The sequence below is a fragment of the Paraburkholderia sp. Ac-20347 genome, from assembly GCF_017104805.1.
Taxonomy (GTDB): Bacteria; Pseudomonadota; Gammaproteobacteria; order Burkholderiales; family Burkholderiaceae; genus Paraburkholderia; species Paraburkholderia tropica.
Map to the genome: position 1 here is coordinate 1 of NZ_JAAGPN010000604.1, position 1005 is coordinate 1005.

1 protein-coding gene is annotated in these 1005 nt (G+C 71.6%); it reads right to left on the reverse strand.

Annotated features, from left to right (window positions below; genetic code table 11):
* Positions 1-1005, reverse strand: a 1005-nt coding sequence (locus G3N97_RS38965; protein WP_241031111.1) for an aldose 1-epimerase, incomplete at both ends; no start/stop codon positions are given.

Here is a 1005-nt window from a genome sequence, read left to right on the forward strand (position 1 = left end):
GCGCGCCCGTGCGGTGCGGGTTGGCCGCCGCGCGCAAATCCATCCGCTCGACCGTGAAGCTGAAGCGGCGCGCGAGGCGCTCGCCCGGCGCGAGCACGGTCATGCCATGCGCGCCGCCGCCGCCCGCGAGATTGACCGCGTTGATCGGGTGATCGACGGGCTCGAAGCAGAAGAAGTTCTCGCCCGGCGGCGTGTAGAGCACGTAATAGTCGGTGTTCGCGCAGATCGACAGCGACAGGCGGCGGCGCTCCCAGACCACGGCCGCGCGTCCGCTCCAGCCGCTGAACGCGTGATTCACCATCTGCTCGGGCAGCGGATACGCGATGCCGAACTGCCAGGCGGGCGGCGCGGGCACGTGGCGCACCGGCAGCCAGTCGGCGCCCGAGAGCCACAGGCCGCTTGCGGGCGCGGAGAGTTCGGTGCTCGCGTCGCGCGCGAGGAACGGATGGACGCCCAGCCCGAACGGCAGCGCCTCGCGGCCCACGTTCTCCACTTCGAGCATCATGGCGAGCGTCGGGCCGTCGAGCACATAGGTGAGCGCCGCGCGGTATGCGTAAGGCTCGCCCTCGCTGCGGTCGAGCACGAGACGCACGCGCTCGCGCTCGGCACTTTCGACGCTCCAGTTCGCCAGCCAGCCGTCGCCGTGAATCGGCAGCGGCTCGCTCGCGCGGTTGCGGGCGATTTCGACGTCGCGGCCGCCGAACTGGAAGCGCCCGGCGGCGATCCGGTTGGAATACGGCAGCAGCGGATAGCACGCCAGTTCGTTCGGGTCCATGCGCGCGCTCACCTGCTCGCAGCGGCGGAACACGGGTTCGAGCGCGCCTTCGCTGCGCCAGTCGAAGCGCGTGATGCCGCCGCCCAGTTGCGGCGCGACGTCCAGACGGAGATACGCGTTGGTGAGAGTGACGCAGGCCACGTCGCCGGTACCGGCCGCGCCGATTGCCACGGCGGACGTGCTCGGCCCCGGCATGACGGGATGCGTGGTCGCTTCCAGCCGCGCGCGGC